Origin of the sequence: Sphingomonas sp. 37zxx (genome assembly GCF_000786205.1) — a bacterium.
GTDB lineage: Bacteria > Pseudomonadota > Alphaproteobacteria > Sphingomonadales > Sphingomonadaceae > Sphingomonas.
In genome coordinates this window covers 13,883-35,432 of sequence record NZ_JROH01000038.1, presented here as the reverse complement: position 1 = coordinate 35,432, position 21,550 = coordinate 13,883, and the positions used below count along the sequence as shown (strand labels likewise).

Annotated in this window: 22 protein-coding genes and 1 riboswitch; of the genes, 2 read left to right on the top strand and 20 right to left on the bottom strand. The window is 66.9% G+C overall.

The annotated features are described in order from the left end of the window. A partial coding sequence (locus tag QU44_RS18715; RefSeq protein WP_231621741.1) for a hypothetical protein occupies positions 1–238 on the top strand: 238 nt, incomplete at its 5' end. Positions 239–271: 33 nt separating this feature from the next. On the opposite strand, the gene QU44_RS13305 is transcribed toward QU44_RS18715, so the two are convergent. The 10 genes from QU44_RS13305 to QU44_RS13260 all read right to left on the bottom strand — a co-directional run bounded on the left by QU44_RS13305 (position 272) and on the right by QU44_RS13260 (position 9,827). After that, positions 272–2,206, bottom strand: coding sequence for a DUF3857 domain-containing protein (locus tag QU44_RS13305; protein ID WP_231621740.1), 1,935 nt, complete (start codon positions 2,204–2,206; stop codon positions 272–274). Positions 2,207–2,544: 338 nt separating this feature from the next. After that, the gene (locus QU44_RS13300; RefSeq protein WP_443018090.1) at positions 2,545–3,609 is read right to left on the bottom strand and encodes a HoxN/HupN/NixA family nickel/cobalt transporter; all 1,065 of its coding nucleotides are present in this window, start codon (positions 3,607–3,609) and stop codon (positions 2,545–2,547) included. Between the two features lie 4 nt (positions 3,610–3,613). Continuing rightward, positions 3,614–4,024 (bottom strand): DUF1636 domain-containing protein, encoded by a 411-nt coding sequence (locus QU44_RS13295; RefSeq protein ID WP_033922790.1) that lies wholly within the window; start codon positions 4,022–4,024, stop codon positions 3,614–3,616. 34 nt (positions 4,025–4,058) lie between these two features. Then, positions 4,059–4,700, bottom strand: a complete 642-nt coding sequence (bluB, locus tag QU44_RS13290) for a 5,6-dimethylbenzimidazole synthase (protein ID WP_033922789.1) — start codon at positions 4,698–4,700, stop codon at positions 4,059–4,061. Beyond that, the gene (cobF, locus tag QU44_RS13285; protein WP_033922787.1) at positions 4,697–5,455 is read right to left on the bottom strand and encodes a precorrin-6A synthase (deacetylating); all 759 of its coding nucleotides are present in this window, start codon (positions 5,453–5,455) and stop codon (positions 4,697–4,699) included. Before cobF ends, bluB begins: the two co-directional genes overlap by 4 nt. After that, positions 5,452–6,171: a uroporphyrinogen-III C-methyltransferase gene (cobA, locus tag QU44_RS13280; RefSeq protein ID WP_033922786.1), complete on the bottom strand. Its 720-nt coding sequence runs from the start codon at positions 6,169–6,171 to the stop codon at positions 5,452–5,454. Before cobA ends, cobF begins: the two co-directional genes overlap by 4 nt. Next, positions 6,168–7,478, bottom strand: a complete 1,311-nt coding sequence (locus QU44_RS13275) for a cobyrinate a,c-diamide synthase (protein WP_033922785.1) — start codon at positions 7,476–7,478, stop codon at positions 6,168–6,170. Before QU44_RS13275 ends, cobA begins: the two co-directional genes overlap by 4 nt. Beyond that, entirely contained in the window at positions 7,475–8,260 is a 786-nt protein-coding gene (cobM, locus tag QU44_RS13270; protein ID WP_033922784.1) for a precorrin-4 C(11)-methyltransferase, read from the bottom strand. Before cobM ends, QU44_RS13275 begins: the two co-directional genes overlap by 4 nt. Beyond that, positions 8,257–8,622, bottom strand: a complete 366-nt coding sequence (locus QU44_RS13265; protein WP_033922796.1) for a cobalamin biosynthesis protein — start codon at positions 8,620–8,622, stop codon at positions 8,257–8,259. Before QU44_RS13265 ends, cobM begins: the two co-directional genes overlap by 4 nt. Next, entirely contained in the window at positions 8,619–9,827 is a 1,209-nt protein-coding gene (locus QU44_RS13260; RefSeq protein ID WP_033922783.1) for a bifunctional cobalt-precorrin-7 (C(5))-methyltransferase/cobalt-precorrin-6B (C(15))-methyltransferase, read from the bottom strand. Before QU44_RS13260 ends, QU44_RS13265 begins: the two co-directional genes overlap by 4 nt. Here QU44_RS13260 and QU44_RS13255 point away from each other — a divergent pair. Continuing rightward, the gene (locus QU44_RS13255; RefSeq protein WP_033922782.1) at positions 9,826–10,575 is read left to right on the top strand and encodes a cobalt-precorrin-6A reductase; all 750 of its coding nucleotides are present in this window, start codon (positions 9,826–9,828) and stop codon (positions 10,573–10,575) included. The genes QU44_RS13260 and QU44_RS13255 overlap by 2 nt on opposite strands. Here the strand turns inward: QU44_RS13255 and cobJ are convergent. From cobJ to QU44_RS18985, 10 genes are all read right to left on the bottom strand, one after another. Next, positions 10,551–11,300: a precorrin-3B C(17)-methyltransferase gene (cobJ, locus tag QU44_RS13250; RefSeq protein ID WP_033922781.1), complete on the bottom strand. Its 750-nt coding sequence runs from the start codon at positions 11,298–11,300 to the stop codon at positions 10,551–10,553. The genes QU44_RS13255 and cobJ overlap by 25 nt on opposite strands. Then, positions 11,297–12,025 (bottom strand): precorrin-2 C(20)-methyltransferase, encoded by a 729-nt coding sequence (gene cobI / locus QU44_RS13245; RefSeq protein WP_033922780.1) that lies wholly within the window; start codon positions 12,023–12,025, stop codon positions 11,297–11,299. The genes cobJ and cobI overlap by 4 nt, the downstream gene beginning before the upstream one ends. Next, complete coding sequence (locus QU44_RS13240; RefSeq protein ID WP_033922779.1) at positions 12,022–12,651, bottom strand: precorrin-8X methylmutase; 630 nt, start codon at positions 12,649–12,651, stop codon at positions 12,022–12,024. The genes cobI and QU44_RS13240 overlap by 4 nt, the downstream gene beginning before the upstream one ends. After that, complete coding sequence (locus QU44_RS13235; RefSeq protein WP_033922777.1) at positions 12,651–13,754, bottom strand: cobalamin biosynthesis protein CobG; 1,104 nt, start codon at positions 13,752–13,754, stop codon at positions 12,651–12,653. Before QU44_RS13235 ends, QU44_RS13240 begins: the two co-directional genes overlap by 1 nt. After that, positions 13,751–17,005, bottom strand: a complete 3,255-nt coding sequence (gene cobN, locus QU44_RS13230) for a cobaltochelatase subunit CobN (RefSeq protein ID WP_033922776.1) — start codon at positions 17,003–17,005, stop codon at positions 13,751–13,753. The genes QU44_RS13235 and cobN overlap by 4 nt, the downstream gene beginning before the upstream one ends. Positions 17,006–17,011: 6 nt before the next feature. Further along, a complete protein-coding gene (cobW, locus tag QU44_RS13225) occupies positions 17,012–18,049 on the bottom strand; it encodes a cobalamin biosynthesis protein CobW (RefSeq protein ID WP_033922775.1) in 1,038 nt (345 codons plus the stop codon). A gap of 170 nt (positions 18,050–18,219) precedes the next feature. Continuing rightward, positions 18,220–18,453, bottom strand: a riboswitch (cobalamin riboswitch). A gap of 303 nt (positions 18,454–18,756) precedes the next feature. Next, complete coding sequence (locus QU44_RS18995; protein WP_443018089.1) at positions 18,757–19,272, bottom strand: transposase; 516 nt, start codon at positions 19,270–19,272, stop codon at positions 18,757–18,759. 16 nt (positions 19,273–19,288) lie between these two features. Beyond that, positions 19,289–19,717 carry an IS110 family transposase gene (locus QU44_RS18990; RefSeq protein WP_443018088.1) on the bottom strand — a complete coding sequence of 143 codons (429 nt, stop codon included), beginning with the start codon at positions 19,715–19,717 and terminating at the stop codon, positions 19,289–19,291. 158 nt (positions 19,718–19,875) lie between these two features. After that, on the bottom strand, positions 19,876–21,237 hold the full coding sequence (locus QU44_RS13215) for a hypothetical protein (RefSeq protein ID WP_033922774.1): 1,362 nt from the start codon (positions 21,235–21,237) through the stop codon (positions 19,876–19,878). Between the two features lie 2 nt (positions 21,238–21,239). Beyond that, on the bottom strand, positions 21,240–21,413 hold the full coding sequence (locus QU44_RS18985) for a hypothetical protein (protein WP_156141182.1): 174 nt from the start codon (positions 21,411–21,413) through the stop codon (positions 21,240–21,242). Positions 21,414–21,550 lie beyond the last annotated feature (137 nt).

Here is a 21,550-nt window from a genome sequence, read left to right as displayed (position 1 = left end):
AGCCAAGCCCTTTTTCAGCAGCCTGTTAGACAGTCGCTGCGCTGTCAGGTATAGCGCCGATACAGCCTGGCGGATCAACCTGTCGCAGCGCTCAGCTATCCCGATTCTCCTGCATCCGCCGCTCGATCTGCCCCAAAGCATTGCGGCCAGCGCATCTGATCGCGAGAACATGCCCGCAAGCCCGCCATCGGACGCAGCAGCCTTTCCGCTTCCTGCCACAGTGGTTCCGATCGCATAGCAAGCGGTGGTCCACTCTGACTGGTAGCTTTGGCTACTGAATTTCTGCGGGAGACGCGCACGGTACATTGCCGGCCGTCCAATCTAAGTCAAAGGTGGCAGGTACCGTCTCGCCGCTACCGACGGAAGCCTTTTTGTCGGAAGGATTGTACGAGATCCAACCCATGCTGTTGTCGAACGCGGCAATCCGCGCGTTGTCGCGCAGCGCGGTCGCTGCATCGATCTCAGGCTGTTCGATGCGGGATCCGCGGATCATGCGAATCGCTCCATCACGCAGTTCCCAGGCGCGGTGATAATTGCGGCCGAACAGGCGGGTGTCGAAGCTGGGTTTGGACGACCACCGTTTAGGCTCCGTCGAACTCGGCAAGCGTACGGTGGTAACGTGGCAGGTATATTCGGGCTGCGTGTAGAAAGGCGCGTCCCGGTTTTGATCCGGTGCCCGCACCCGGCGCTCGGGCGGGCTGAAGCCACCGCCGGGAAGGGCCAGCGACTTCGCACCGTCGCCGTCGTCATCCCAGTTTACGGTTCCGGTGCCGCTGATGGTCAGGATGCTGGCACCCGCCTTCTGGTCGTAACGCCATTGGACGTCGTCGATCGCCTGCCAGACCTCGCCGATCGCGTTCTGGCGAAAAGCCTCCAGCAGCTGTGCCGCACCGAACGAAGCGAATGCCAGTTGCTTTTGCAAACCTTTCACGCCGCGCACGATTTCGGTCGACACGATACGCGCCGGTTTGTCGAACCCGGCGCGCGCATCGATCTCGAACAGGTTGATCTCGTCGGGTGCAGCCGCCGGCTGCCATGCAAGTTTTTCGATCCCGCTACTCTTGGCGGTCAACGGCAAGGCCCAACCGACCGGGAAGACGGGCCGGGCGCTGGGCACCGCAACCGGCGGGAGTGTCCCGTCCAGCCAATAAGTCTGGCCGTCGATATGCGCGCGGACAAGCACGTGATCGAACAGCTGCGGCAGCGCAAGCCGCTGATCGAGTCCGTCGTCGGCACCGCTGGAATTGACAAGCACCGGCTCTGCGTCGATCCCCATCTCGGCCAGAAGCGCCAGCAGCAGCGCGGTCTTTCCCTTGCAATCGCCGTAACGACGCTGCCAGGTTTCGTCGGCCGTGGCCGGGATCAGATTGGCACCGTTCAGGCCGACATAAATGTAGCGCACGTCCTGCTGCACCAGCTTTAGTGCTGCGGCTGCGCGTTCCAAAGGACGCGCCTCCGCGGCCGCGATTCGGCTGGCTTCGCGCCTGACGGGAGAGTCGGTCGCCGGTGTCGCGGCCTTGGCAAACATCGGCGCAAAATGGCGTGACAACGCCGCCCAGTCTGCGAAATCACTGTACTCCACGACGCGCTGCCATTGATAGCGCGGCGGTGCGTCCTTTGGCGGCGACGCGAGGGGTGGATTGTCGAACCGAAAATCGACCGCTCGCTCGCGTTTAAGCATTGCCGCCGTCATATCGGGAGTGACCTTGAGCTTAGGCTCACGGCCCTCATCCCAGCTCAGCCCCAGATGGTACCGCCCCGGCGCTGGGCCTGTTCCGAGCGTGAGAATGCCGGCCTCATTCTGGCCCAGCCCAGGGTTGCTTGAAAAGGTTGTCAGATCGACTTCGATCTCATCGCCGACACGCAGGTCGGGCACGCGAAGCACTGCCGTCAGCGTCCCGTCGAGCATAGCCGCCTCCAACTGATCCTCGCGCCGCAGAATCTCGAACGAAGCGTTCTTCAGGACGTCGGTAACCTGGCCATCTCGGAACACCTTGATGCCGTGGATGATCGGTGCGCCAGCGCCGGGGTTCCAGGCGATCGAGATGTTGCCGATCTGCAGGGCGCTCGAGTCCAGAATTTTGATGCGGTAGCCGGTATAGTGCGCCTGGCCCTTGTCGCTGAGGTGGACCGCAACATCCTGGCGGCGGAAGAATATCGGACCGCTGACAGAGGCTGGCACCGGCATCAGCTCGGACGGCGTCACCCAGGCTGGGGCTGGTCCGCGACGTACCTGCTCGGATTGCGCGCAAACGGGGGTTGCAACAAGCATAGATGCCGCAAGTAGCAGCCCAGCACGAACACCCATCAATACCGCTCCCCGTCCCTGTTGGCTTCTTTTGCGCATAAGCGCTTTCGCTTGCAAGGGTCAGCGCTCGACCATGTATCGGGTCGATCGGCACCACCAGTGCCGGTTTTGAAGCCGCCCACACTTGCCCGGTTTAATTTTCGAATATCAGGCAAACAACTTGCCATTCGTCTGCCAGTGACGCGGCTTTGGCGCCGCAGATCAGTCGGAATGGGCAGGTTCGCTGGCTTTCCCTTTCAGCCATGGCTTACCTCTATCTCGTCAAACTTTTTCCAGCGAAACACCGCCCAGCTGATCGCCCAGCACAAAATGAACACACCGATAATGCCGAAACCGAGCAGGTTGAAGTTTCCCCCTAAATCGGCTGCGGCGGACCACAGTCGCCCGGTCAGTTCGAGCTTGTCAGCGATCAGTGCCAAGGTCTCGATTCCGCCAATTACGATCGCGACGAATGCCGATACCGCCGTGATGGTAATGTTATAGTAGAGCTTGCGGATCGGTTTGACGAACGCCCATTCATAGGCGCCGAGCATCAGGATGCCGTCGGTTGTATCGACCAGCGCCATGCCTGCTGCGAACAGCGCGGGTAGCACGAGAACCGCCCCAATCGTGAAGCCCTGCGTCGCCTGACTCGCAGACAGGCCGAGGATCGCGACTTCTGTGGCGGTATCGAAACCCAATCCGAACAGAAAGCCGAGCGGTGCCATGTGCCAGCTCTTTGACACCAGACGGAACATCGGGCGGAACAATCGAGCGAGAAACCCGCGCCCACTGAGCAGGATATCGAGATCCTCGTCGACATAGGCACCGCCCGCGCGAACATGCTGGAAGGTGCGCCATACCGATCTGAGGATCACCAGATTCATCGCAGCAATCGTGAACAGAAACGCCGCGGAGATGATCGTGGCGATTACCCCGCCAGTCGCTTTCAGCGCCTCGAAATCGGACAATGCCGAAGCGGTGAAGGCGATCGCTACCGATGCCAGCAGGATGATCATGCTGTGCCCGATCGCGAACCAGAAGCCGACCAGCATCGGCCGTTGCCCGTCCTGCATCAGCTTGCGGGTGACGTTGTCGATCGCTGCGATATGGTCGGCATCGACCGCATGACGCAAGCCAAGCCCCCAGGCAAGCAGCGCAGTCCCCAGCATCAGCGGCTGCGCGTGGAACAACGACAGCGCCCAGATCCACGCGCCGATATTGGCCCCGATCAGCAGCACATAGAGGAGGCCGATCCGCCGACGCAGGGTTGGCGGCCCCAGGCCCGCGCTTTCGGATTTCGACAACGCGCCTTTGGGCACAGGTTCAGCTTTCGACAAGGAATCCCTCCGGCGGAATGCGGGCGATGAAATGGCCTTTGATGCCTTGCGGCCATTGCTTGAATGGCACGCGCCCATGCTCGCTTTGGGCATAGTGGACGGCGTAATCGAGGATCGCGCGCGCAGCATCGGTATCGGGGGTGAAGCGACCCAGCAGATAGCCGACCTTGCCCGGCGCGCGGAGGTGAACCGAGCAATGCTCGGTGCAGGAAAAGATGCAAGGCATCTGCTCGATCGTCACCTCGGCATAGCGCGGGTCGGCCTGCTTGGCCGCCTCCAGCGCAGCGACCAGCAGTGCGCCACCGCGCAAGCCATCGGCGTCTTCGCGTTGGTCGGCGGAGAATCGGCAGGTGCTACACGCGACCACCGACAGACGGTTCTCAACTGGCGTCAGCATTGGATTCTATCCCGAGCATGCGTGAAAAGCGGGTTCATCGCTCGATGATCCGGTCGGCGATCGGCTCGCGCGCCTGCCAATCGCGGCGTTCAAGCTCGGGCGTGTCGGCGGGGGCGGCGGGGTAACCGACGCAAAGCAACGCGATCAGCGTCCAGTCGGCGGGCACATCGAGCAGGGCAGCCACGGCTCCCGGCTCGAGGATCGAGACCCAGCCTAACCCGATGCCGCGCACCCGCGCGGCGAGCCACAAGGTGTGAATCGCCATGACGGTCGAATAGCGCAGCATCTCGGGCATCGTGCTGCGGCCAAGGCCATGGCCTGCGGGCGGGTGCTCATCCGAAAAGACCGCTAGCAGCTCGGGTGCTTCGCGAATGCCGTGGAGTTTCAGCGTCTGGTACCGGGCGCGCAGCGTCGCGTCGGCGATTGCCCGTGCGGCATCGGCGGAAACCGCATCGACATGATCGGCAAGCTGTTCGCGCAACGCCAGCGAGCGGACCCGAACGAAGCGCCACGGCTGGGCATTGCCGACCGACGGGGCGAACGCAGCGGCGTGCAGCACCGCGCGCATGTCCTGCTCACTCACCGAACGCGCGGCAAAATGCCGGACGTCGCGCCGCCAGCGAAGCAGCGTTTCAAACTGTTGCGCGAAGGCCGGATCAAACGCGGGCGGCGTCATGCGGCCCCCGTGCGGCGCAGCAAATAGGTGTCCATGATCCAGCCATGCGTTGCGCGCAGCGCGGCGCGGCGTTCGACGATCGATTGCGCGACTTCCCCGAGCGGCCCGGCGACCAGCACCTGTTGCGGCATGCCCAGATACGCACCCCACCAGATTGTGACGCCGTCGGGCACCAGGGCCGTGAACGCGCAATCACCGTCCAGCATCAACGCCAGGGTATCGACCGAATCGGGCCAGCCCTCTGTCCGCAGCCGGCGGCCGGTGGTTATCAGGACTGGTGCTGCCAGCGTGTTGAGCGGGATCGCATGCGCTGCGGTGAGCGCTTGCAGGCTGGTGATGCCGGGAATCACGCTGATGCGAAGCGCCAGCCCGCCGTCGCGGAGGCGCTCGGCAATGCGCAAGCTGCTATCGTAGAGCGACGGGTCGCCCCACACGAGCAGCGCCAGCCGCCCACCATCCGGCAAATGCGCGGCGATCTGCGTCGCCCAGCAGGCCGCGATCGCGCCGTGCCAGTCGCCGACCGCAGCAAGATAATCGCCCGCCGCGTCGCGCTCGGGGAGGTCGAATTCAACCACTCGGGTCGCGCCGGTGAGGACGCTGGCGCACAGCGCTCGGCGCAGCTCGATCAGGTCGGACGTCGCGTCGCGCTTGCGCGGCAGCAGGATCAGGTCGGCGGCGTTCATCGCCGCTATCGCAGCGCGCGTCAGATGATCGGGGTTGCCGGTGCCGATGCCGATAAGCTGAAGGTCGATCATGGCGCGAGCAACGGACCATAGAGGATCAGCGCGGGGGCGGTGCCGCGATGGGTGTCCAGGTCGCGCGCCAGGGCAGCGATCGTGGTGTGTGTCAGGCGCTGATCGGGTGCGCTGACATTCTCGGCAAACAATGCCGGGGTGTCGGCGGGCAGGCCGTGGGCGACGAGCATCTCGACCAGCGCGGCGAAGGTGCGTTTGGGCATGAACACCACCGTAGTTGCGGCGGGATCGGCCAGTGCCGCCATGTTGAGACCCTGAGGCAGGCCGCCGGTCACGTCGTGGCCGGTGACGAACTGGACGCGCCGTGCGCTCAAGCGGCGGGTCAGCGGGATCGCGGCGGCGGCGGCAGCAGCGCTGGCCGAGGTGACGCCGGGGACGATCTCGAACGCGATACCCGCCGATCGCAGCGCAACGATCTCCTCCTCAAGCCGTCCAAAGATCGCCGGGTCGCCCGATTTCAGCCGCACGACGCGCGCGCCCCCCGCGGCGTAATCGACGAGCAGCTGCGAGACATGCGCCTGTTTGGGCGAGGGGCGACCCGCGCGCTTGCCCACCGCGACCAACTCGGCCCCGGGGCGGACATGCGTAAGGATCGGGCCAGAGGACAGATCGTCGAACAGCACGACGTCGGCCACCTGCAATCGCGCCACAGCTTTCAGGGTCAGCAATTCGGGGTCGCCCGGCCCCGAGCCGACGAACGCGACGAAGCCGGTCATTGATCGGGCGCGATCAGGTGAAAGAAGGTGCCGGTGACGTGGCCGCGATATGATCCGCTCTCGGCAAGCTCGGCACCCCCGGCATCGACGACCCGCGCAAGCGGGGAATCGGGCTGGTCGAGGATGGTCGAATAATGGAATTCATGGCCGCGCAGCCCGGTGCCGATGGCAGCCCCTGCCATCGGTGCGAGCAGCGTGGCGTGGCGATACCCCAGATGAATCCGGCGCTCGGCAAAGCTGGTGACGAGGCCGAGCAGCCCCGCCATGCGATGCCGCGTGCCGTCACCGTCGATCAGGCCCTGGCCCAGCGCCATATACCCACCGCATTCGCCGTGGACCGGACGGGTCGCGGCATGCGCGGCTAGCCCGGTGTGGAACCGGCTTGCGGCGGCGAGGCGTCCGGCGTGAAGCTCGGGATAGCCGCCGGGCAACCAGACCAGATCGGCACTGGCATCGGGGGCTTCGTCGGCGAGCGGCGAGAAGGGCATGATCTCGGCCCCGGCGTCCCGCCATCCCGCCAGCATGTGTGGATAGGTGAAGGAAAACGCCGCGTCCTGCGCCAGGGCGATCCGCTGTGCGGGCGGGGCGAACCTATGCCCCGGCACAGCGGCGGCGGCGGCGGCCGCAGTTGCAGCCGCCCGGATCGCCGGCAGGTCGACATGATCGCGCAGGAACAGCGCGTAATCGGCGATGCGCGAGTCGAGATCCTGATGCTCGGCCGCCTGGATTAGGCCCAGATGGCGCTCGGGCAGCTTCAGGTCGCCGCGCCGCGGCAGCGCGCCGAACACCCGGATGCCGACCGCCGCCATCCCGCTGCGCGCCAGGCGTTCATGGCGAGGGCTTGCCACCCGGTTAAGGATCACGCCTGCGATCCGCACCTGGGGATCGTAGCGGGCGAAGCCGAGCGCGGTCGCGGCGGCGGATTGCGCCTGGCCTGATACGTCGATCACCAACACCACCGGCCACCCCATCCGCCGCGCGATGTCGGCACTGGCACCATTGCCGGTCGCGCCGGGCCGGGCAACGCCGTCGAACAGGCCCATTGACCCTTCGGCCAGCACCAGATCGGCGTCATGCCCATGCGCGGCCAGGTCGTGCAGCATCGTTTCCGACATCGCCCAACTGTCTAGGTTGAACGAGGGTCGTCCGCTGGCGGCGCGGTGGAAGGCGGGGTCGATATAATCGGGGCCGCTCTTGAACGGCTGCAGCGTCAGCCCATCCTCGCGAAACGCGCGCAGCAGGCCTAGCATTACCGTGGTCTTGCCGGTTCCCGATGCGGGGGCGGCGATCATCAGGCCGGGGGTCATTCGCCCGACTCCGCGAATCGCGGCGTGGCGCTTTGCGGCCGAAAGCGGCGATCATAGCCGGTGGCATACAGGCTGGTTTCGCCGAAATCCTCGCTGTTCAGCACCCGTCCGACCAGAATCAGCGCGGTTCGATCCGGCCCACCGGCTGCCGCCTCGACGATCGTCGCCAGCGTCGCGCGGATGATCCGCTGGTCCGGCCAGCTCGCGCGCCAGACGATCGCGACCGGGCAGTCCGCGCCATAGGCAGGGGTCAGATCGGCGACGACGCGGTCGAGTGCGTGGATCGACAGATGGATCGCCAAGGTCGCGCCGGTTGCGGCAAAGGCGGGCAGCGTCTCTGCGTCGGGCATCGCGCTGGCACGGCCCGAGGTGCGCGTGAGCACGACCGACTGCGCCACGCCGGGTAATGTCAGCTCTGCCTCCAGCGCCGCCGCTGCGGCGGCAAAGGCGGGCACGCCGGGCGTAATGGTGAACGGGATGCCGCGCGCGCGCAGGCACCGCAGTTGCTCCCCCATCGCCGACCAGATCGACAGGTCGCCCGAATGGAGCCGGGCGACGTCCTGCCCCTGCGCATGCGCCGCCGCGATCTCGCCAATGATCGCATCCAGCGACAGCGGCGCTGTGTTCACGATCCGCGCGCCCGGCGGGCAATGATCGAGCAGCGCGGCAGGCACGAGCGATCCGGCATACAGGCAGACCGGCGAGCCAGCGATCCGGTCGCGCCCCCGAAGCGTGAGCAGGTCGGGTGCGCCGGGACCAGCGCCGATGAAGTGAACGGTCATATCGAAAGTCCTTGGGCGATGGCGCAGGTTGCGGTGCGATCGGGGGAAATACAGCGGCGCGTGAGCAGGCGCGCGCCGGCGCCGGCGGCGACCAAGGCGGCTGCTTCGGCGACACTGCCGGTGCCGCGCGCATGCAGGCTGGCGCGCGACCGGGTCGGCGTCGCCACGCCGGTCAGGCGATCGGCGGCAAGCGCAATCAGCGGGATGCCTAGCCTGTGCGCCAATGGTGCAAGCAAATCTGCCTTGTCGTGCGGCGCGGCCAGCGCGGTGACGGGCGGGTGCCCCGGCTGGGCCAGTGCCAGCGCGGCTTCGCATGCAGCCACCTTGGCGCTGCTGCGAAACCCGAAACCTGCGACGATCACAGCCGCGCGCTCCACTGGACGATCGGATAGTGCGCGCGCCAGCCTCGCCGCGTGCCGATCGGCGCGGCATCCGCCAATTCGATCCGCAGCAGATCGCCGCCCTTTAACTGGTGCCATTGCGCCAGCAACGCTTCGGATTCGAGCGTCACCGCATTGGCGACGATCCGCGTGCCGGGAGGCAGCTCGGCCCACAACCAGTCGAGCAAGCTTTGCGACAGCCCGCCGCCGACGAACACCGCATCGGGGCGCGGCTGATCGGCCAGCCCGTCGGGCGCTCGCGCCTCGATCACCTTGAGCCGATCGACCCCCAGTGCCGCTGCATTGCCGCGCGCGCGGGCAGCGCGGGCCGAATCGGCTTCGAACGCCAGCGCCTGCGTGGTGGGATGTGCGAGCAGCCATTCGATCGCGACTGATCCTGATCCGGTGCCGATGTCCCATAATGTCTCGAACGGGCAAGGCGCGAGCGCCGAGAGCGTCAGCGCGCGGACCGGGCGTTTGGTGATCTGTCCGTCATGCGCGAACCAGCGGTCGGGGCGGCCAGTGGCGGCGGGAAGGGTGGCCCCGTCGCCCGCGACGACGATGGCGATCGCCACCGGATGGGCGATGTCCGATGCGTCGATCGCGGCGGCTTTGGTCTGGCGGATGCGTTCGCGCGGACCGCCCAGCGCTTCGAGCACCCACAATATGCTGTCGCCAAAGCCTTGCTCGTCCAGATAATGGGCGAGCGCCCCTGCCGCCGCGCCATCGCGCACCAGCACGATCGCGCGGGTGCCGGGGGCCAGCATCGGGCGCAGTCGCGTGAACGGCGCGGCGTGCAGCCCGGCACAATGCGTCGTGTCGATCGGCCAGCCAAGCCGCGCGGCGGCAAGGCTGAAGCTGGATGGCACCGGGTGCGCGACCCATTCGCCGGCGTCCAGATGCCGCGTGACGACCGAGCCGGCACCGAACCAGAACGGATCACCCGACACCAGCATCACCGCATTGCGCCCGCGCCGCGCCAACAGCGGCGCGATACCGTCGTCGAACGGCACCGGCCAAGGCTCGCTTGGGCAGGGCAGATCGGGCAGCAGCGCCAGATGCCGGGCCGCGCCGGTCACCCATTCGGCGCGGGCAAGCGCATCCCTGCTTGCGGCGGACAGGCCCGCTGGTCCATCTTCGCCGATCCCGACGATCGTCAGCCATGCCTTGCCGAGTTCATCCGCCATGCCGAATATCCTGATCCTCGGCGGCACCACCGAGGCGAGCGCGCTGGCGCAGGCGCTGGCCAAACGGGGCGCGCGCGCCATGCTGAGCTACGCCGGGCGCGTCGCCAGTCCAAAGGCGCAGCCGATCCCGGTGCGGATCGGCGGGTTTGGCGGCGCGGACGGGCTTGCGGCCTATCTGCGCGCCGAAGCGATCACGCACCTGGTCGACGCGACGCATCCGTTCGCGGCGCGGATGAGCGGCAATGCAGTCGAAGCCGCCGTTGCAGCGGGCGTGCCGCTGATCGCGCTGACCCGACCCGGATGGACGCCCGAACCCGGCGACGACTGGCACCGCGTGGGCGACATTGCGGCGGCGGTGGCCGCGCTGGCCGGGCCGCGGCGACGGGTCATGCTCGCGCTGGGCCGGATGCATGTCGCAGCATTCGTGGAGCAGCCGCAGCATCATTACCTGTTGCGCTTCGTCGATAGCCCCGATGCCGCGCCGGTGCTGCCCGACCATCATTTGATCGTCGATCGCGGGCCGTTCGATGTCGCGGGCGATGCGGCGCTGCTGCGCGATCATGCGATCGACTTGGTGGTCTGCAAGAACGCCGGCGGGACGGGCGCGCAGGCCAAGCTGATCGCCGCGCGCCAGCTTGGCCTGCCGGTCTTGATGATCGACCGCCCGGTGCTGCCCCCGCGCACCCAGGTTCACGCCGTCGCCGATGCACTGCGCTGGATCGGTCATGCCGCCGACCGGGGGGTGTAGAGGATCGGAGCGCCGCCGCGCGCGATCGTCCGCGTGGTGCTTGACCCGACGATCACCACTGTTCGCATGTCTGCCATCTCGGGCCGGGCGTCGGGCAGCGCGACAACCTGCAACGTCTCGTCAGGGGTCGATACCGCGCGCGCGAACAGCACCGGCCGGTCGTCGCCGCAGATTTCGCGCAGGATCGCTAATGCTTGGCCGAACCCGTCGGGCCTGGCCCGGGAGCGGGGATTGTAGAAGGCGATCGCGAAATCGGCCTCTGCGGCCAGCCGGACCCGGCGGTCGATCAGCGCCTGCGGCTTCAGATTGTCCGACAGGTTGATCGCGCAAAAATCATGCCCCAGCGGCGCGCCGGCCCGCGCCGCCGCCGCCAGCATCGCGGTGATCCCCGGCAGCACCCGGATGTCGAGGTCGCGCCACGCCGGCGGCCCGTGCTCGACCGCCTCGAACACCGCCGCCGCCATCGCGAACACGCCGGGATCGCCCGATGACACCACGGCGACCCGGTGCCCCGCCATCGCCAGGTCGAGCGCGTGGCGGGCGCGGTCGATCTCGACGCGGTTATCGCTCGGGTGCAGCGCCAGCCCAGCGCGCGGCGCGACGCGCGCGACATAGGGGATATAGCCGATCACATCGGTCGCCTCGGCCAGCGCCGCGGTGACTTCGGGCGTCACCAGCGTTGCCGCACCGGGGCCGAGGCCGGCGATGGCGATTGATCCGGTCATGGCCGCCGCCCCTGGCCGTGGATCAACAGGATCGAGAAATAGGGCGCGATCGCGTTCGCGTCTGCCAGCCGGGTCACGCGCTGGTCGGGCATCGCCGCATATTCGACCAGCCACGCCGAATCGTCGCGGCCAGCGGCGGCGACCGCGCGGCGCAACTTGGCGAGATGGCGGCCGATCTTCATCACCACCAGCGCATCGGTGTCACCGATGCGGCGAGTCAGCTCGTCCTCGGGCATCGTCGCGGTGAGGACGGTCAGCACATCCTCGCCCCAGGTGATCGGCGTGCCGCTGGCGGTCCAGGCCCCCGACATGCCGGTGATGCCGGGGACGACGCGCACCGGCGCGATGCCCGCCAGCCGGCTGTGGAGATGCATGAACGAACCGTAGAAAAACGGGTCGCCCTCGCACAATACCACAATGTCCTCACCGGCCGCCGACAACGCGGCGAGATGCGCGGTACAGTCGGCATAAAAGCCGCAGAGACGGTCGGCGTAGCGCGGGTCCGAAGTCGGGATTTCGGTCGTCACCGGATACTCCATCGCAAATTCGATCGCATCGGCGCGAAGCATGCCGTCGATGATACGGCGAGCCTGGCCCGGCTTGCCCGCCTTGCGAAAAAAGGCGATGTGGCGCGCCTCCCGCACCAGACGATCGGCGCGCACGCTCATCAGATCCTGGGCGCCGGGGCCTAAGCCGACGCCGTGGATGATCCCCCGCTGGGTCATTCGGCGCGGCTCGCCAGCGCGTTGATCGCGGCGACGGTGATCGCGCTGCCGCCCATCCGCCCTTCGACCACGGCGCAGGGCACGGGCTGATCGGCCCATAAGGCCGCCTTTGATTCCACCGCGCCGACAAAGCCGACCGGGCAGCCGATGATCGCCGCCGGGCGGGGGCAGGCGGGGTCTTCGAGCATGTTGAGCAAGTGGAACAGCGCGGTCGGCGCGTTGCCGATCGCGACCAGCGCGCCGGCCAGATGCGGTCGCCACAGTTCGAGCGCCGCGGCCGAGCGAGTATTGCCCATCGTCCGCGCCAGATCGGCGGTTTCGGCGGCGTGGAGCGTGCATATTACTGGATTGTCGGCGGGCAGCCGTCCGCGCGTGATCCCTTCGGTCACCATCCGTGCATCGCACAGGATCGGTGCTCCCGCCGCCAGCGCCGTGCGTGCGACCCGAGCGAAATCGGGCGAGAAGCGGATGTGCGCGGCGAGCGCCACAAGGCCGGCGGCGTGGATCATGCGCACCGCAACCGGCTCTTCGTCTTGCGAAAAGCGCGACAGTGTCGCCTCGGCGCGGATCGTCGCGAAGGACTGGCGATAGATCGCGGCACCGTCGGTTTGGTAGACATGCGGCATCAGGCGGCTCCGAAATGGGTAAGGATCTGGGCCTCGTCGAGCCCCGCCAGCGCAGGCGGGGCACCCGCCTTTGCGTCGAAGGCAAGGTCGAAGCGGCCATCGCGCCCGGTGAGGACGACCGCAGCGGGCAGGGCGCGCGCGCACCCCTTGGCACAGCCCGAGACGTGGAGATGGCCATCGACATAAGGGGCAAGGCGGCGTGCGATCGCGCGGGTGGAGACACTGGCCTGCGGGCATGCGGGCGCGCCGACACAGGCATCGGCGCGGATCGCGGCTGGCTCTGTGGTATCGGGCAAGGCACCGCCCTCGACGATCAGCCGCCGCCAGGGAGTGACCCGGATTGCCACGGCGCTGGTGGGCTGCACCAATTGGGCAAGGGCATCGGCATCGATCCTGCCGAACGGCATGCCGTGAACCGGGCCCAATTGGGCGCCGGCAAGATCGGTAGGCGAAGCGGGCGCTGGGTGATCGCCCTGGTCCGCCCAACGCGGCAGGGAAACAGGGTGCCGCGTCATGCGACCGGCAGTGACGCCCCCACTCGCGACAAACCAGTGCGCCAGCGCGATCGCCTTATTGACCGCATCGGCAGTGGACACCGCCACCCCGGTCGCGCGACCGTCGGCGCGCAGGATCACGCCGCCTGCCTCGCCGCGCTCGATTCGGATGTCGGCGGGATCGTTGTACAGCACGCGCGCTTCGCCTGCGTCGATCGCGAAGCCGAACTTACCGGGAAGGGCGGGCAGATCGGCCAGTCGCTTCGTCAGCTCGATCGCGATCCGGTGCGTATCGTCGCTGTCCTGCCAGCCGGGGGCACATAACAGCGCGCGCCGCGCCTCGATCGCCGGATCGGCATCGACCAGATCGAGCGCGCACAAGCTGGCGATCAGCGCCGGCCAATCCCCATCGCGAACGCCGCGAATTTGCAGACTGGCACGGTTGGTGAGGTCGATCTGGCCATTGCCATGCGCCGCCGCCGCTTCGCACAGGCCCAGCGCCTGTGCGCGGGTCAACCGGCCCAGCCGGGGGCGAACGCGGACAAGCAGGCCGTCACCCGCCGCCATCGGGCGATACGCCGTCGGGCACCAGCCCCGGACGATGCTCATGCGCTCACCCCCAGCCGCGCGAGGATCGAATTGCGCCGGGTCGGCCACAGCCCGCTGGCATGGAGCGCCGCGAACCGCGCCTCCATCGCCGCGAGCGCTTGCGGATTGGCGGCGGCCATGAACGCGCGCACCTCATCGCGCGCCAGCGTCGCGTCATAATACAGGTCGATCGATTCGGGCGTGACGACGCCCGCCAGATGCGCGAACGTCCCCAGATGGTCGATCGTCGCGGCCAGCTCGGCGGCACCGCGAAAGCCGTGGCGTACCATGCCGGCAACCCACCCCGGATTCGCCGCGCGCGCACGCACCACGCGCGCGATCTCCTCGCCAAGCGCGCGGGCGCGGGGGCGATCGGGGTCGGTCGCGTCGAGATGATATAGCGCGGCGCGTCCGCCGGTCACCGCCTGCGCGGCGGCGAACCCCGCCTGATGCGCGGCATAATCAGCGGCCAGCAACAGGTCGGTTTCGGGCAAGTCCTGGATATGGACGAAGCCGTCGGCAGCGGCGACCAGCGCGGTGATCCCCGCTGGATCGGCGCGCGCGTCGCCATCATCCAGCGCGTGCGAGGACGCGGCCAGCCATGCTTGGCCAGCCGTCCGCCGCCCCTCTGGAGTGTAGCTATCCGCGCTGTCGCCCATGCCAATGCCGTAGCGCCCGGCCGGTGGGCCATAGACTCGCGCGCCGGGCGCAGTGCCGACGAACGGGTTGAGATCCGCCGGCTCGTCGCGGGCGGCAAGCGCGCGCACCGCTTGCCCGAACATCGCGCACAAGGTGGGGAAGGCATCGCGGAACAGGCCCGACACGCGCAACGTCACGTCGATGCGGGGGCGGTCGAACAACGCCAGCGGCAGGATTTCCACCCCGGTGACTCGATCGGACCGATGATCCCATATCGGTTCGACCCCCAGCAGGTGGAGCGCCATCGCGAACTCTTCGCCCGCCGTGCGCATCGTCGCCGATCCCCATAGATCGACCACCAGCCCGCGCGGATAATCGCCATGATCCTGCAAATGCCGCCGGGTCAGCTCGTCGGCGAGCCGCACGCCCTGAGCATGCGCCGACCGCGACGGCACCGCGCGCGGATCGGTGGTGTAAAGGTTGCGCCCGGTCGGCAGCACATCGCGGCGTCCGCGCCACGGCGATCCAGCGGGGCCGGGGGGCACGCGCCGTCCGGCGAGCGCGCGCAGCAGTCCTTCGCGTTCGGCGGCACCGTGTTCGCCCCGCCCAAAGACGTGGAGTCCGTCGCCATATTGGCTGTCTTTCACGTCGCAGACAAAGGCGTCGATCCGCGTGACGGCGTCGGCGGGAGACCGCGCCTGATCCAGCCCCAGCGCCGCCTCCAGCCCCAGCGCCGTCGCCTCGTCGCCGATGTCGCGCTGCAGGCGATCGCGGCGGGCCGGGTCCAACCCGTCGGCATTCGAGAATTCGTCGAGCAGCGCCTCCAGCCGACCGAGCCCGGCGCCGCTGCCAGTCTTTACGAGCGGCGGCGGGACATGGCCGATCGTGACCGCACCGATCCGGCGCTTGGCCTGTGCGGCTTCGCCGGGGTCGTTGACGATGAAAGGATACAGCACCGGCATTGCGCCGGTCAGCGCCTCTGGCCAGCAGGCGTTGGCCAGAGCCACCGCCTTGCCCGGCAGCCATTCCAGCGTGCCATGCGCGCCGACATGCACCAGCGCGTCGGTGCCGCGCGTCCGCAGCCAGAGATAAAAGGCGACATAGCCATGCCGGGGGCAGCGGGTGAGGTCGTGATATTCGGCGGCTCGTTCGCCATCGTGCCCGCGTTCGGGTTGAAGCGCGACGATGGTTTCGCCGCTGGCCGTTGCGGCGAACCGGAATGCGCCGTCCTCGACCGCAGGATCGTCCTCGGGCGGACCCCATGCCACTGCCAGATCGGCCTGAAGCTCGGCGGGCAGCATCGCCAGCGCGGCACGATAGGCGGCGACAGACCATTCCACCGATTGCTTGCCAAGCGCCTGCGGCAAATCCGGCAACGCCCCGATTGCGTAGCCGGCAGCCGCCAGATCCTCGCCGATCGCCACGACCGAAGCGATCGCGTCGAGGCCGACCGCGTGCGCCATCTGATGCGCCTTGCCCGGATAGGTCGACAGCAGGATCGCCACCCGACGCTCTGCTACCGGCTTGGCACCCAGCGTGATCCAGCCATGCACCCGCGCCGCGATCGCCTCGATCCGGTCGGGATCGGCGCGGTGTTCGCGCCTGCTATATTGCAGATCGGGGTCGCGCGCGGCGGCGTGCTTGAAGCTGGCGACGCCCGCGAACAGGCGACCGTCGACCTCGGGCAACACGACGTGCATCGCCAGATCGGCGGGGGAGAGGCCACGCGCCGATTCGGCCCATGCGGCGCGATCCGACGTGGCGAGCGCGACTTGAAATACCGGCACGCCCGCATCATCCAGCGGCGTCGCACCTGCTGCATCTCGCGCCGAAAACGCGGTCGCGTTGACGATCGCGGCCGGGCGCAGCGCCGAGGCCCAGCGCTTCAACCAGCCGGCGACCGGCGCATCCTTCAGCGACGGCGCAAACAAGGCCAGGACATCATAGCCACGCGCGACCAACGCCGCATGCAATGCCGCAATCGGATCGAGGTCGGCAGCCATCAGATAGGAGCGATAGAAGACCAGCAGCACGCGCGGTCGAACCGACGTAATCGCAAACGCCGCCGGGCAGACGACGCCTTGTGCCGGCTGCCATCCTCCCACGGCGGCAATCGCGCGCGCGGCGGGGGCGGGCCTGGCGTACAGCCCCGCTGCCAGGGCAAATTGCGCGAGTGCTGCTTGCGCGGCTGCCGCGCCGCCGATGTCGCACAATTGCGCCAGTCGGCGCAGCGTCGATTCGGGAACCGTCGATGCCGCGTCCAGCCGCGCGTCCGCACGCCCGTCGGCAGGAAGGATCGCCAGCGCAATCCCCAAACGCCGCGCCAGCGCCGACACCTGCTGCACGCCATAGGGCCAATAAGCGGTTCCGCCGATCAGCCGGATCAATATCCCCTTCGCCATGCCCAGCGTACACTCGACATAGGTGTCGATCGACAGCGGATGCGCCAGATCGGCCAAGTTGGCGAGCCGAAGGCTGGGCAACGTCCCCCCGGCCGCGCGCCATCCGGCGGCAAAGGCGCCAAGGTCGCTGTCGGAAAACGACAGGATGACGAGGTCCGCTGCATCCTGCCCCAGATCGCGCGGCGCGGCGCTTTCCTCCAGCCCATGCGCTTCACGGAAGATGACGTGCATCGCGGGTCAGCCCCCCAGCGCCGCCCTGATCGTGGGAGGATCGAGCCTGTCGCGCTCGGCGATCACCACCAACTGCGTGGTCCGCACGTCGCCATCACGCCAGGGCCGGTCATATTGCGTCCGCACCCGCGCGCCGACCGCCTGGACAAGCAGCCGCATCGGCTTGCCCGCGACCGCAGCATAGCCCTTCACGCGCAGTACGTCGCCCTTGGCGGCCAGCACCTCGATCCGGTGGGCCAAATCGGCGGGGTCGGCGATCTCGCCCAGCGTGACGACGATGCTGTCGAAATCGTCATGCTCATGCTCGTCCTCGCCATCATGGTGCGAGGGACGGGCGGCGATATCGTCCTCGGCGGCAGCCCCGATGCCCAGCACGATGCGCGGATCGACCACACCGTCGATCAGCTCGACGATCGGCAGCGTTCGCGGTGTCTCTGCCGCGATGATCGCGCGCGCGGCGGCGATTCCGGCGGCCCCAGCGAGGTCGCACTTGGTCAGCAGGACCATATCGGCGCAGGCCAATTGATCCTCGAACACTTCAGACAGTGGCGTCTCATGGTCGATGCTCGGATCGGCAGCGCGCTGTGCGTCGATCCTCGCTGGATCGGGGGCGAACCGCCCGGCGGCAACCGCTTCGGCATCGGCCAGGGTGATCACGCCGTCGACGGTGATCCGCGACCGGATCGCCGGCCAGTCAAACGCCTTGAGCAGCGGCTTGGGCAAGGCCAGCCCCGAGGTTTCGATCAGAATATGGTCGGGCCGCGGATCGAGCGCGAGCAGGGTTTCGACCGTCGGAATGAAATCATCGGCAACGGTGCAGCAGATACAGCCATTGGCGAGCTCGACGATGTTCTCGGCCGGGCAATCGGGGATCGCGCAGCCCTTCAACACTTCGCCATCGACACCCAATGTGCCGAATTCATTTACCACCACCGCAAGCCGCCGCCCGCCCGCGCTGCGGATCAAATGGCTGATGAGGGTCGTCTTGCCAGCCCCCAGAAAGCCGGTGACGATGGTGACTGGAATCTTCGATAGATCGGACATGCTCTTCCCCCCGGCGTGACAGCAACGAACGGGTGGGGCCGAAAACGGACGACGTGCGACGAAGGGCGAGCGCCAAATGCCGCCTAAGCTACGCACCGATGCGGCCCCAGCCGCATAGACTCGTCGCTCAGACGGAGAACCGTGCCGCGGCCATCCCCTGGGCCAAGGCAAGAGCGACCTTATCGCCGGCAGGTCTCCTGGCTCACGGGTCGTCGCTCGAGCATCGCCTTCCCAGATGGTCGATCCGAGGATCGAGTCATTCCAGTGGCCGCTCCGTTTCAACGGAGCATGACGCTCTCGCTCACCGCTTACAGTTGCAGGGACAGCCGCGGATTTGGGGACGAATCCCCGCACCGCATTCCCATTTAAACCCCTCACGGGGCACCGGCGCGATCAACGGGAACCAGCTTTTGGCTCCCAGGGGTTACATAACTCAACCGTCATCCGTTGCCAATTGACTAATCGGCAAATCGATCGTCGCGCCGATGTCCTCGGTCGACGCTGCACCTCTCGTTGGCAGCAAGAACAAGAATCACGCGGTCGAAGCGATGAAGCGGCGGACCAACCGCAGCCAGTGGATATATTGGCCTCTGTTCTCTAATTGCGGGCAAGTGGGATTCTCAACGGTTGCGCGTCCGCGGTTCAACGTACCTGCCGGTGTCACGGTTCTCTTCGAGGTCGACCATGAAGGCCGCCTCATCATGCTTTCAGACGTCGCGGGTCCCAAGGTGCATTTCGGGGTCTTGCCCCAACAGAGGCCACGGGATCACCGCGAGCTTCGTCCCGGCAGGGACATCTTTCCGGCGCTGCCGGAACTGGTCGTGAAGAAGAAGGCTCTGCCGGCTACGGCTTCCTCCTTGCCCCACCGGAAATCGGTGTTGGTGATAAGCATCTTGTGTAATCACGCCCATTTTTCGGGCAACTGCGGCACGAGCGCGGTTTATGCCGATCCGCCGCGCGAGCTTGACGCCCCAAACCTTCAGCCCGGTCCAGCGCTTGACGCGCGTCATGAGCACGTTCGCCGCTTCGAACAAGCAGGAGCGCACAAGGGTGTCGCCAGTGCGCGAGATCGAGCCGGCCACGTCCTTCTCTCCTGATTGGTAGCGTCTGGGCGTGAGGCCGAAATAGGCGCCAACGCTCTTGGATTTGGCGAAGCGTTCCGGTTCATCCACCATCGACGCGAAGGCGAGGGCAACAATTGGCCCGACGCCGGGAACGGTCATCAGGCGCCTCGTCGTGTCATCGTGTGCCGCCCGGCGCCGCAGTAGTCCATCGTATGCGCGGATTTGTTCGGTGATGGCACGCCAAGCTGCAATCAGCGGCGCGACCATCGCTGCGAGTCCAGTCTGTCCGTACGAGTTGGGCAAACCCGAGCGCGTCATTCTCATCGGTCTTGTTCACTTGGACGCTCAACCCCGCCTTGGCATGGCGCGCGTCCAGACAGATCAGCGGAAGCCCCAGGTCTTTTAATGCATGCCAGAGCCAGGTGGAGAGTGGCCCCGTTTCGAAACCAATTCGCTTGGCGTCCGGGGCACGCGAGGCGATCACGGCGGCAATGGCGGTCGGATCGGTCTTCACCTTTCCGCGCCACATCTGTCGACCTTCCTCGTCGACTACGCTGATGGCGGTATCTTTTTGCGAAACGTCGAGGCCAACAAACTCCGTCACGGCTGTGCTCCTCCAAGGGTTGACGATGTCGAGTTCTGCCTATCCGTTCATTGAAGGCAACCGTCCGCCCGCAATTATGGCAGGTGCATTCTTCGGACAAAGATTCACGGTAGGCAAAGCGATGGCTGGCGTTGCCGGTTTTTGCAGGGGCCGAAGCGCTATTTGCGCAGCTTTTCGATCCCGAGTTCGCGCCACATCCACGTGAAATCGTAAGTGGCCATCGGGTCGTTCGGGTTCGGCGATGCGCCGCTGCGGTTTTCCAGGTGCTTCAGCCATGCCGACAGTCGTTCGCGGCCTGCCGCGGTCCGTGCGGCTGCACGCGGCGTAATATCGCCGAGCATGCCGACGCGTTCGTCGAGGGTAGCGCGATACTGACGATCGAGCATGGCGTGGACGAGTGGGGTCGCCACTTCCGGCGCGACAGTCGGGGCAGGTTCGGACGCCGTCAGTTCTTCCCGCCGTGCAGCCATGTCCTGTTCAACGGTCTCGATGGTGGTGAGCGGTGTGCCGACCAGGTCGCCCAATGTGCCTGCAAGGACGGCGGTGCCGCGCGCCGCACGCTCGGCGGAGGTGACGGCCAGGATCAGCGCGCGTCCTTTCAGCTCGATATTGCCGAGCACCGGCGTGCCGTCCATCATCGTCACACCCCAGGCCATGCGGCCCGTGCCGTTTCGGGTCGATCCCGATTTTTCGCCAAGCCAGTTCCAGACATGCGAAGTTTCGCGCTGCATGGCTGGCAAAAGATCGAGCTGGTCACCGATCAGCGCATGGGTTGCGCCGCACGCAAAGGGAAAACGGACGCGGTGGAACACCACTTCCTCCCCATCGCCGTTGTGCAGCGTCGGTACGGTCATCGCGCCCATGGCCCGTGGAACGATGTCGAACAGCCATGCCGTGCTGATGAGAGAAGGGAGCGCCCGCAACTTGCCATCCGTGAGCGCGAGCTGGCTGCGCGGACTGCGATTTCCCCCCACGCGCCGAAGATCGGCCACGAGAGCGTCGGCTGCCTCTATCGTGAACGAGAGCACCCCGCCCGACAGGAGATGCTTTCCGCCCACAATGACGACCCGCGTACCGATCCTGTCCCATTGTTTGAGCGTCTGCGAGGCGCTGCGTTCGGTGACACGAACCGCGTCACCCCCCCGGATGAGATCACGAACAAGAAATCCGCTGCCGACCTCGACCTCACTGACCTCGTACAGGCTCATGACCGAGGATTGCAGCGCGCGCATATAAAGTTTGGCGGGGCCGGCCTCATTCCATCCGCGACGCCGGATATAGTCGTCGACAAGGTTCAGCGCGCCGGGTTCGACGGTCCGCGTCAGGAGGTCTTCGAACGCGCAGCCCCACAGTACACCAGCCCAATGGTCGCCGACGATCTCGGCAAGGCCTTCGAACTCGAACTCGAACTCGTCCATCGCCGGGCCAAGATGATCGCCGAGCGCGTCGCGCAAGTGTCCCGCCCAGGCGGGCGACGTAGCGAACTTCATGATGCCCGACAGGTCATGGCTGCGCTTCATACTCACTCTCCTTGCTGCTGCCGGTGCGCGGCCACGATGCGCGAAACGGTAGGTTCGCTGACTCGCTCCAGCCTCAGCAACTGCATGGCCTCAGCAGGCCGAAGCTCGCCGCGGTCGAGCCGCATCAAGGTGTCGAACCGGGAGATCTCGGCATCGCTCATTGTCATCACCGCCATCGCTGCACGCCTTTATTTTCGAGAGTGTCCATGGACACGATCGGCTCAGCGGACGCACGAGGGTGCCATCTCTATTCTGCGCTGTGCCATTTGTACGTTGCGCATACATCAGACCAGAACCTCCAAACCGATAATAT

What these genes read in the sequence shown, in the direction of transcription:
- QU44_RS13295 (WP_033922790.1), bottom strand. Translation starts at nt 4,024, where the DNA reads ATGCTGACGCCAGTTGAGAACCGTCTGTCGGTGGTCGCGTGTAGCACC.
- bluB (WP_033922789.1), bottom strand. Translation starts at nt 4,700, where the DNA reads ATGACGCCGCCCGCGTTTGATCCGGCCTTCGCGCAACAGTTTGAAACG.
- cobF (WP_033922787.1), bottom strand. Translation starts at nt 5,455, where the DNA reads ATGATCGACCTTCAGCTTATCGGCATCGGCACCGGCAACCCCGATCAT.
- cobA (WP_033922786.1), bottom strand. Translation starts at nt 6,171, where the DNA reads ATGACCGGCTTCGTCGCGTTCGTCGGCTCGGGGCCGGGCGACCCCGAA.
- QU44_RS13275 (WP_033922785.1), bottom strand. Translation starts at nt 7,478, where the DNA reads ATGACCCCCGGCCTGATGATCGCCGCCCCCGCATCGGGAACCGGCAAG.
- cobM (WP_033922784.1), bottom strand. Translation starts at nt 8,260, where the DNA reads ATGACCGTTCACTTCATCGGCGCTGGTCCCGGCGCACCCGACCTGCTC.
- QU44_RS13255 (WP_033922782.1), top strand. Translation starts at nt 9,826, where the DNA reads ATGCCGAATATCCTGATCCTCGGCGGCACCACCGAGGCGAGCGCGCTG.
- QU44_RS13260 (WP_033922783.1), bottom strand. Translation starts at nt 9,827, where the DNA reads ATGGCGGATGAACTCGGCAAGGCATGGCTGACGATCGTCGGGATCGGC.
- cobJ (WP_033922781.1), bottom strand. Translation starts at nt 11,300, where the DNA reads ATGACCGGATCAATCGCCATCGCCGGCCTCGGCCCCGGTGCGGCAACG.
- cobI (WP_033922780.1), bottom strand. Translation starts at nt 12,025, where the DNA reads ATGACCCAGCGGGGGATCATCCACGGCGTCGGCTTAGGCCCCGGCGCC.
- QU44_RS13240 (WP_033922779.1), bottom strand. Translation starts at nt 12,651, where the DNA reads ATGCCGCATGTCTACCAAACCGACGGTGCCGCGATCTATCGCCAGTCC.
- QU44_RS13235 (WP_033922777.1), bottom strand. Translation starts at nt 13,754, where the DNA reads ATGAGCATCGTCCGGGGCTGGTGCCCGACGGCGTATCGCCCGATGGCG.
- cobN (WP_033922776.1), bottom strand. Translation starts at nt 17,005, where the DNA reads ATGCACGTCATCTTCCGTGAAGCGCATGGGCTGGAGGAAAGCGCCGCG.
- cobW (WP_033922775.1), bottom strand. Translation starts at nt 18,049, where the DNA reads ATGTCCGATCTATCGAAGATTCCAGTCACCATCGTCACCGGCTTTCTG.
- QU44_RS18995 (WP_443018089.1), bottom strand. Translation starts at nt 19,272, where the DNA reads ATGACCGTTCCCGGCGTCGGGCCAATTGTTGCCCTCGCCTTCGCGTCG.
- QU44_RS13215 (WP_033922774.1), bottom strand. Translation starts at nt 21,237, where the DNA reads ATGAAGCGCAGCCATGACCTGTCGGGCATCATGAAGTTCGCTACGTCG.
- QU44_RS18985 (WP_156141182.1), bottom strand. Translation starts at nt 21,413, where the DNA reads ATGGCGGTGATGACAATGAGCGATGCCGAGATCTCCCGGTTCGACACC.